The sequence below is a fragment of the Actinomycetospora sp. genome, assembly GCF_055612215.1.
The window spans coordinates 1-7,513 of sequence record NZ_JBVPVA010000536.1; the positions used below are offsets into that span (position 1 = coordinate 1).

At 73.3% G+C, this 7,513-nt stretch carries 10 protein-coding genes and 1 pseudogene; 2 read left to right on the top strand and 9 right to left on the bottom strand.

Going from position 1 to position 7,513, the window contains the following annotated elements:
• Nucleotides 1-774 (top strand): PrsW family intramembrane metalloprotease (locus tag AC0CYZ_RS14985; RefSeq protein WP_472216668.1); only part of this gene is annotated, 774 nt, incomplete at its 5' end.
• A 35-nt stretch (nucleotides 775-809) separates the two neighbouring features.
• Here the strand turns inward: AC0CYZ_RS14985 and AC0CYZ_RS14990 are convergent.
• Nucleotides 810-1,118, bottom strand: coding sequence for a DUF1905 domain-containing protein (locus AC0CYZ_RS14990; RefSeq protein WP_472216670.1), 309 nt, complete (start codon nucleotides 1,116-1,118; stop codon nucleotides 810-812).
• A gap of 252 nt (nucleotides 1,119-1,370) precedes the next feature.
• Here AC0CYZ_RS14990 and AC0CYZ_RS14995 point away from each other — a divergent pair, with 252 nt between their 5' ends.
• Complete coding sequence (locus AC0CYZ_RS14995) at nucleotides 1,371-1,856, top strand: hypothetical protein (RefSeq protein WP_472216672.1); 486 nt, start codon at nucleotides 1,371-1,373, stop codon at nucleotides 1,854-1,856.
• A 57-nt stretch (nucleotides 1,857-1,913) separates the two neighbouring features.
• On the opposite strand, the gene AC0CYZ_RS15000 is transcribed toward AC0CYZ_RS14995, so the two are convergent.
• From AC0CYZ_RS15000 to AC0CYZ_RS15035, 8 genes and pseudogenes are all read right to left on the bottom strand, one after another.
• Nucleotides 1,914-2,069: a hypothetical protein gene (locus tag AC0CYZ_RS15000; protein WP_472216674.1), complete on the bottom strand. Its 156-nt coding sequence runs from the start codon at nucleotides 2,067-2,069 to the stop codon at nucleotides 1,914-1,916.
• Nucleotides 2,070-2,111: 42 nt separating this feature from the next.
• A complete protein-coding gene (locus AC0CYZ_RS15005) occupies nucleotides 2,112-3,761 on the bottom strand; it encodes a DUF2235 domain-containing protein (protein WP_472216675.1) in 1,650 nt (549 codons plus the stop codon).
• A 144-nt stretch (nucleotides 3,762-3,905) separates the two neighbouring features.
• Entirely contained in the window at nucleotides 3,906-4,049 is a 144-nt protein-coding gene (locus tag AC0CYZ_RS15010) for a hypothetical protein (protein WP_472216677.1), read from the bottom strand.
• Nucleotides 4,046-4,357, bottom strand: coding sequence for an antibiotic biosynthesis monooxygenase family protein (locus tag AC0CYZ_RS15015; RefSeq protein ID WP_472216679.1), 312 nt, complete (start codon nucleotides 4,355-4,357; stop codon nucleotides 4,046-4,048). The genes AC0CYZ_RS15010 and AC0CYZ_RS15015 overlap by 4 nt, the downstream gene beginning before the upstream one ends.
• Nucleotides 4,358-4,443: 86 nt before the next feature.
• Nucleotides 4,444-5,364 (bottom strand): DUF2961 domain-containing protein, encoded by a 921-nt coding sequence (locus tag AC0CYZ_RS15020; RefSeq protein WP_472216681.1) that lies wholly within the window; start codon nucleotides 5,362-5,364, stop codon nucleotides 4,444-4,446.
• Nucleotides 5,365-5,528: 164 nt separating this feature from the next.
• Nucleotides 5,529-6,296, bottom strand: coding sequence for an FAD:protein FMN transferase (locus AC0CYZ_RS15025; RefSeq protein ID WP_472216683.1), 768 nt, complete (start codon nucleotides 6,294-6,296; stop codon nucleotides 5,529-5,531).
• A complete protein-coding gene (locus tag AC0CYZ_RS15030) occupies nucleotides 6,293-6,775 on the bottom strand; it encodes an FMN-binding protein (protein ID WP_472216685.1) in 483 nt (160 codons plus the stop codon). Before AC0CYZ_RS15030 ends, AC0CYZ_RS15025 begins: the two co-directional genes overlap by 4 nt.
• A 6-nt stretch (nucleotides 6,776-6,781) precedes the next feature.
• Nucleotides 6,782-7,513 (bottom strand): annotated as a pseudogene (locus tag AC0CYZ_RS15035) (oxidoreductase); the annotation flags it as partial.

Here is a 7,513-nt window from a genome sequence, read left to right on the forward strand (position 1 = left end):
CTCGTGGTCGGTATCGCCCTGTTCCTGCTCGACGAGCGCACCATGGTGAAGACCGAGAACCCGAACTTCGTGCCGTCCGCGATCCTGCTCGGCGCCGCCGTCGTGCCCTTCACCTTCGTCACGTTCGTCAAGGGCCGCCGCCTGCCGTACGCGGTGGGCGGTGGGCTGCTCGCGAGCGCGGCGTTCTTCGGGGGAGTGCTCGGGACGATCGTGGCGGGCACCCTCGAGTTCGACGTCCAGCAGCGCCTGGGCGCTCTCCCGATGGTCGGGGTGGCGGTCATCGAGGAGGCCGCCAAGCTCCTCGTGCCGCTCGTGCTGCTCCTGGTGATGCACCGCCGGTTCGGTCCGGCGGACGGACTGCTGCTCGGGGTGGCCTGCGGCGCGGGCTTCGCCGCGCTCGAGACGATGGGGTACGGCTTCGTGACGCTGGTGAGCTCGCGCGGCAGCGTCGTCAGCACCGTCGACGTCCTGATGCTGCGTGGCGTGATGAGCCCCGCCGGGCACATGGCCTGGACCGGGATCACCGCCGCGGCGCTCTACGCCGTCCCGCGGGCGGCCCCTCGCGGCCGGGCCGTCCGCCGGTTCCTGCTCGCCTTCGTCGTCGCGGTCGCGCTGCACGCGGCGTGGGACAGCCTCGGCGGGCTCATCGCCTACGTCGTCCTCGCGATCCTGAGCCTCGGCCTGCTGACCTACATCGCCCACCGGATCGCGCACTCGCCGTCGCCGACGCCGGCCGTCGCTCCCGCCGAGCACGCCACGGCCCACACCCGCTGAGCGCGGCCGCGACCTGCCGTCCGTCGACCCCCGGGTCAGCGGCCTCCGTCGGTCCCCGCGCCGAGCCGCGCCAGCAGGTGGACGGTGACGGTGTCACCGGCCTGCTTGCCGATGGCGTCGCGGACCGGGGCCGCGACGGCGAGCTTGTGGGTGCCGTCGCCGAGGGCCATGAAGGAGCCGCGGAACGGGTGGTCGTCGACGGTCCCGGAGACCTTGACCAGGCCCCGGGTGCCGAAGAACTCCGCCGACCAGTCGGTGCGGACGAAGGTCCAGCCGCCGGGGGACGAGCTGCGCTCGAGGGTGGCGGTGAAGGTGTGGTCGAGCGGGGTGTCGGCGGTCGACATGGCGGGCTCCCCTCGGAGGACGTGGTGCCCGGGTGTCGATGCCGGGCCTCGTGGTTCGACGCCCTCCTCGCCGCCATGGTGTCACGAACGCGCATCGACGGGCCGCGGCCGGCGTGCGCACGCGGGCGGTGCTCGACCCGACGGGTGGGGGTCGTACGCCCCGATCCGACCCACCGAGCCGATGTCACGCCCTCGACGTACCTGCACGGTGACGGACCGACGGTGAGGACGTCGAGGCGAGGGAGGCACCGGGTGAGCGGGACAGGGGAGACGGGGGCGACCGGGGCGACGACCCCCACGACGCGCCGGACCCGGTCCGGTACCCCCTTCCCGTCCCTGGCGAGACTCGCCCCGACCGCGTTCGGGGTGTGCCTCCTGGCCGGCTGCGCGACCGACACCGCCCCGGCCTCGCAGATGAGCCTGACCGTGTCCACCGTGACCGAGGCGCCGGTGACCGTCTGGTTCGACGTCCGGCAGCGCGGCGAGTCCGGCGCGGCCCGGCGCGGCATCTCCCCGACACCGGTGGAACTGTCCCCGGAGCACCCGTCCGTCGTGCTGCCCGTCCCCTACGAACGCGGCTCCTGGCTGCGGGCCCGCGTGGCCGGCCCGCCCGACCGTCCCACGGGCACCATCGTGGGGTGCGAGCTGCGCGCCACGGACGGTCGCGTCCTCGCCGTCGACGCCACCGACCCCTTCGACCCGCCGACCGACGACGCCTACTGCGCCGGCGCCGAGTGAATCGCGCCGGTGTCCCCCGGGGCGCCGGCGCGGTCGATCGCAGCGCCGGCGCGGCGATCAGGGTTCGCCCGGGTCGTCGTCCACCACCTCGAGGCCCTCGTCCTCGGGGTCGGGGACCTCCTCGGACTGTTCCTCCAGGTCCGCCGGATCCGCATCCTGATCGGTGTCGACCTCCGGTGCGCGCCCGGTGTCGATCTCGTCGGGTCGGGTCATGGTCGCTCCTCCAGACCACGGTCTACAGGTTCGCGGACGCGCCTACCCGACCGACGTCGCCGCCACACGCTCGCTCCGGGGTCCATCGGTGGGTCCGGGCTCGCGGCGCACGGTGAGGAGCACGCTGCCCCGGTTGTTGCCGTACATGCCCCAGGCGTCGTTGGCGAAGGCGTAGAGATACCCGGGCGCGTGGACCTGGACGGCATCGGCGGCCCGGCCGACGCGGACGTACTGGTGTCCGTCGGGGCTGTCGAGGGTGGCTTCGACGACGTCGGCCCCGTCGGTGGTGGTCACGACCGGTCGGCGGCCGGCGCCGTTGGCGACGACGCAGATCAGTTCCATCCACCGCGCGTCCTCACAGCGTTTGGTGCCGATGAAGTCGACCCCGGGGCGGTGGCGCCATCGGCGGAACCTCGTCTCGGCCTCGCCCCAGAAGTCGGCGGCGGCGTAGGCCAGGCCGGCGGCCGACCAGGGCCGGTGCTCGACGCCCTCGGGCCCGGCGGGGACGTCGGCGTCGATCCATTCCCCTTCGGCGGCGAAGTGGTAGAGCCCGGACTCGAGGTAGAGGCCGGTCTCGAACCACGGCGAGCGGGCGAGCACCTCGACCTCGCGGCTCTCCTGCACGTCGAGCACGGCGGTCGGGCGGTAGAGGTCCTGCCGGATCGGTGACACCTGGGCGCGTCGCCGCGCCGACCCGTGCACGGCCGGGTCGCGGTCGACCGGCGGGACGGCTCGCGGCGAGGAGGTCAGTCGTTCCCACAGCCCGGTGCCGCTGTCGTGCAGGACGTCGAGCGGGTCCGGGCGCAGCGCGGCGAGCGCAGGACGGAACCGGAGCCCCACCGTCGTTCTGGCCTCGTCGATCATCCAGCTCAGCGCACCGTCCGAGAGGCCGGTCTCGCGGTAGCCGCCTCCGACGTCACTGTGGACGCCGGGGAACCACATCTGGCGAACCCGGTCGCAGTTGGGCAGGGTCTGCTGCGCCTTGTCGGTCCAGAGCGTGGGGACGAAGGGGCCGCGGCGCTCGTCCAGCGCCATGGCGTGACGGGCCACCCCCACCTCGTCGCCCAGCTCGGTCTGGTGGAACTCGTGGCGGTCGCTGCCGTCGAAGACCTCGAGTATGCCCGCGGCGTCGGGGATGCCCAGCGCGCCGACGGTGTCCCAGACACCGACGAACTCGATGCGTTCCCCCTGCTCGGTGCTCGCCCCCCAGCCTGGTCCGAACCCGGGCTGGAACCGCTCGTCGCGGACGCGATCGGGGTCGGCGGGCACGTACCCGCGGGTGAAGACCCGTCGGACCGCGTCCCACCGCTGCCCGGGCTCCTCGTCACCGCGGAAGGCGAGCAGCCCGCAGCAGCAGAGCATGCCGACCAGGCTGCGCGCGGTGTACGCGCCGCGACTGAACCCGATCACGGCGATGCGGTCGCCGGGCCGGAACGTCGCGGCCAACCAGAGGTAGGCGTTCATGATGTTGTGCGAGAGACCGCGGCCGGTGCCGCCGTCGATCGCCCGGGTGGCCAGCGACCCGTCGGCGCCGACACCGGAGAAGTACCGCGAGACCTGTGGGTGGCCGTGACGGTCGGTCGCGGCCAACGCGTTGTGGAAGATCCGCACGTTGGTCGGGGTGGGCACCCCGCCGTCACTCTGCTCCGCGGAGTTCCAGGTGCCGTCACAACACACGACCAGATGTCTCACGGGGCCCCCTCGACCTCGAGAAGCGCGGCTGGCCGCGCCACCGTTGTCGCCGAGTGTGACCGTTCCGGTGATCGACTGGCAGTGGTGTCACCTGTCCAGCCCCATGGACGTCATGCACAGTGACCGGATCACGGGATCGGACCCTCAGAGGGGGGAGAGCCGGACGAGGCGGTGGTCCGGGGTGAAGAGTCGGCGGGAGAGCCCGAGGGACATCACGGTGGGAGCGGCGCGCCGGACCGTGACGCCCTCGAGCGTGAAGACCGAGGCGTGGCGACCCCACCCGCTCATCCCGCGCCGGCACCTCGCCGGTCCGGCGGGGCGATGAGGTAGTTGTGCACCTCGGCCACCGTCACCTCGGGTGGTGCGATCCCCAGGTTCTCCAGGACCGGCCCGAGTCGCTCGCGGACGAAGTGCTCGAACGCCTCGGGGGACTCCCACACGTCGAGGCCGCGAAAGCCGTCCCCGGTGGGCGTCACGCAGTGGAACAGGCAGCCGGGCTCGGACGCGCCACCGGGGCGGAACTCGAGCCGCTCGAGCAGTGCGTCGTAGGTCCTCATCGTGACGCCATGGAACGTCGTCTCGACCGCGGTCGTCATCTCCGTACCTCCGTCCACCTGTCGGCAACGCAGTCCATCGTCGCGGCGTCGGCGGTCCGGCGGTAGACGCACCCGGCGGCGGAGGTCTACTGGTAGTACAGGACGCACCAGCACAGGGTGTCGCCCGTGGTGCAGGCCGGTTCCGTCAGGGCACTCATGGTCGCGGACGTGGTGAACGGCACCCCGCCCCATTTCGACATGAGGTCGGTGGCCATGCCGACGACGTACTGGTTCGGCGCAGTGGGCTGGTCGGTGCCGACGTACGAATGCACCCCGGCGTCGAAATCCTTCCACCCGTTGAAGTACCAGGCGCTGTCGAACCAGTCCTCGGTGCCGGTCGACACGATCGACGGCGTGGCCTCACCGTCGACGGCGATCGCGATGTTGCGCTCCATCCAGGACAGGTTCGACGCACCCACTCCGCACACCTGGGAGTGGTACACGATCCATCCCGGGCCACCCGTGACCGACGCGAGCGTGGTCGTCTGGGACGCCGTCCGTGCGACCCGCTGATCGAGCCAGCGAGCCCCCTGCTGTCGGAGCCGGACACCGTTGACCCGGTCGGTGGCGGTGAGGGCGTACGCGACCATCGAGTAGATGGTGGCCGTCTGGGTGGTGCTGGGGTTGTAGTAGGCGAGTCTGATCCGCGTTCCGAAGGGCATCGGGAACGTCACCAGGAAGCCCGTGTTGAAATTCGTGCTGTTGATCTCGGCATGGACGTGGGCGAGTGTGTGGGAGCCGGCCACCGAGCCCGCGCCGAAGTGCGTCGCCAGCAGAGTGCCCATGTCGATGTCGATCGCGGCGGACGCGGCGCCGTCGTAGTAGACGCGCAGACGGGCGTCGAGGGCGGGACCGTTTCCTCCGCCGAGGGCCATCCACAGGGACTTCACGGCGCCGGGGCCCGTCAGATCGGCCACCGTCCGCTCGGTACGGGTGGGGACGGCCACGTTCTCGAGTCTGGCCATCCGCAGCTTGTCGCCGCTCAACGAGGCGAGGGGGGAGGACACGAGCCCGTCTCCTCTCGCTGCCGGGATCCGCCGAGGGATCGCCTCGACGCGACTGAGGTGCCCCATCGAAGGCCAGCCGTGCGGTCGGGGCGTCCCCACCCGGCGGGCGCCACCTGTCCGCGCGCACGAAAGCACCCGGACAGCCCACCGGTACGGCCCGGGGTTCAGGTCGAGGGTGCCTGCACCGGGGCGGTGGTCCCGTCGGCCCACACCACGAGGCCGCTGCGTCCGACCCGGCGGCCCAGCCAGTCGGCGGCCCCGGGCCCGAGGGCGTAGGCGGCGGTGGCGTCGACGTCGGCCGCGGTGAGGGAGCGGGCGACGACGGTGACCTGGGCGACGACGCACGGCGCGGACCCGGTCCGCGCGTCGACGAGGTGCGCGCCGCGGTGGGCGGTGCCCGAGGTGGCGACGGCGCCGTCGCGGACCGGGACGACGGCGAGGACGCGGGCCGGATCGTGCGGGTCCTCGATGCCGATGCGCCAGGGCTCGCCCCCGAGGGCGCGGCCGACCAGGTCGCCGCCGGCGGACAGGCAGAAGTCGGTGTCGGCCAGGGCGCGCAGGAACACCGACGCGCGTTCCACGGCCCAGCCCTTCACGACGCCGCTCGGGTCCAGCACGCCGTCGCGCCACACCGAGAACGCGCCCTCGGTGGCGCGCTCGGCGCGGGCGCCGATCGCGAGCACCTCGTGCACCTCGTCGGGCGCGTCGGCGAGCGCGAGCTCACCGCGGTTGAGGCCGCTGACGACGGAGTCCGCGCGGTAGGTGCTGAACACCCGGTCGGCCTCGCGCAACGAGGCGAGCACCGCGGCCCACGCGGCGTCGGCCGCCTCGTCGTCGGCGTGGCGGCCGCGCAGCGCGAGGCTGACCGGCATGCCCATCACGTGCTCCACGCGCCGGGCCACCGGCGACGGGGCGGCGATCGCGGCCGTCACGCCACGCCGGCCTGGTCGAGTGCGCTCTGCAGCGAGGTCACGTAGCCGTCGGAGGTGTAGGTGGCCCCGCTGACCATGTCGATCTGCGCGCTCTGCGCCTGCAGCGTCTCCTGCACGAGCTGCGGCACGGCGTCGGCGTTGATCTCCTGGTCGCGGCCGTTGGAGTCGGGTACCTCGACGACGTCGACGGCCGTGATCTTCCCGCTCGCGAGGGTGACCTTCACCTGCACCGGGCCCCAGCGGGTGTCGGCGGCGGTACCGGTGACGGTGCCCGTGTAGGTGCTGGTGGTCTTCGCGGCGCTCGTCGCGGGTGTGGCGCCCGCTGTCGTCGTGGGTGTCGTCCCCGGGGTGCCGGTCGCGGTGGGCATCTGGGACGAGGTGGAGGTGCGGTAGGAGAACAGCAGCACCACGGTGCTGACCGTCGTCAGACCCCACAGCGCGAGGCGGCGGGCGCCGCGGTCGAAGCGGGCGGGTGGCATCTCAGGTCACCATCCGAAGTTCTCGGTGTGGACGCGGTCGGCGGGGGTGCCGGCGGCGCGCAGCGTGCGGTGGACGAGGTCGGTCCAGGGGGCCGGGCCGCAGAGGTAGACGTCGCGCTCGGCGATGTCGGGGACCCGCGCGAGCAGCGCGGTGAGGTCGTCGGTCGGCCCGACCCCCGACCCGAGCCAGGAGTCCGGCCCGCGCCGCGGTCCGGGCAGCGGGACCAGGCCGAGCCGGCGTTCGCGGGCCAGGACGGCGAACTCGTGGGCGAAGAGCGGCTCGGCGCGGAAGCGGTGCAGGACCACCACGTCCCCGGAGAGGTCCTCGGCGAGCGCGCGCAGCGGGGTGATCCCGACTCCGGCGCCGATCAGCGCGACCCGCTCCCCGGTCCGGGCACGTGCGGTGAGCCGGCCGTACGGCCCCTCGATCAGGACGCGGGTCCCGGGGCGCAGGCCCGGGATCTCCGCGGTGCCGTCGCCCAGGTCCTTGACGGTGATCCGCAGGCTGCGCCCGTCCGGGGCCGCCGAGAGCGAGTACGGGTGCGCGCGGGTCCAGCCGCGGCGGCTCAGGAAGCGCCACTGGAGGAACTGCCCGGCCCGTGCCCCGAGGTCGTCGAGGTGGCGTCCGGTGAGGTAGACCGAGACGCAGCCGTCGCCCTCGGGCACGACCGAGGTGACGACGAGGCGGTGGTGCAGCGTGCGGTGGAGCGGCAGCCCGACCCGCCACACCAGCACCGC